The sequence below is a fragment of the Aliivibrio sp. A6 genome (genome assembly GCF_028765505.1).
GTDB lineage: Bacteria > Pseudomonadota > Gammaproteobacteria > Enterobacterales > Vibrionaceae > Aliivibrio > Aliivibrio finisterrensis_A.
Genome location: NZ_JARACR010000100.1, coordinates 1 through 791 on the forward strand (window position 1 = coordinate 1; position 791 = coordinate 791).

The window sequence follows — 791 nt, forward strand, 5'->3', positions numbered from 1 at the left end:
TTATTTTCTACTGATAATACTGGGCTATCACATAAGTTATCTGAACGAGTAGCTTTGTTTTTGAGGGATTATGGCTTTGAACCAATAGAAACATTTGATCGCTTTAAATCATTTTATGATGTTCGCTCAAGTGTTACACATGGTTCTAGTCTTAGACCAAAGAAAGAGCAACAATTATCAGTACTTAGTCAGCAATGCGATGAATATTTGAGGATTGTGTTAGGTATTTTGTTTGATGACTCAGAATTAAGAGAGCTGTTTGACGGTAAACCAGATGCATTTGAAATGTATTTTAAGCATAAATTATTCATGGTGAAATAGTACTTATAACAAATGCATCAACACGATTTGCTACATTCGGCATTCTAGGTTTCTTTGAGTTTACCGTATTAAGTGGTAAATTTGAGCTTAATCTGCATGGTAGCAAACGTGTTATGCAGGCGTTATGGCTCAGAAGATATGTTTAACATCACGGTAAAAATTTTCATGAGATCCTAATGCCATTAGCTCAAGGGTGACCGTGCCATCTTCATAACTGTAACCAAGTAGTGTTAATTGCTTAACCATTTTGAATTTATGGACACGTAAAAAGGATAAGTCACCTTTTTTCTGCTCTCCTAATAATGGCTCTTTCATTAATTCTTTAATTGCATTATCAAGATCCGTCTTTTGATTTTTATGTAACCTTTTTACTGCCTTTTTAAATGTAGGTGTCTGTAAAATTTGAGTTATATTAGCCAAAATTATAGCTCTCCAATTTCCCTGCTTCTTTTTCAGCTTTGGCTATAATT

1 protein-coding gene and 1 pseudogene are annotated in these 791 nt (G+C 33.6%); one reads left to right on the forward strand and one right to left on the reverse strand.

Features of this window, described 5'->3' with window-relative positions; genetic code table 11:
• Positions 1–321: pseudogene (locus tag PVK70_RS18770) on the forward strand (HEPN domain-containing protein); the annotation flags it as partial.
• 129 nt (positions 322–450) lie between these two features.
• Here PVK70_RS18770 and PVK70_RS18775 read toward each other — a convergent pair.
• Positions 451–741: a type II toxin-antitoxin system RelE/ParE family toxin gene (locus PVK70_RS18775; RefSeq protein ID WP_065601581.1), complete on the reverse strand. Its 291-nt coding sequence runs from the start codon at positions 739–741 to the stop codon at positions 451–453.
• Positions 742–791: the final 50 nt, after the last annotated feature.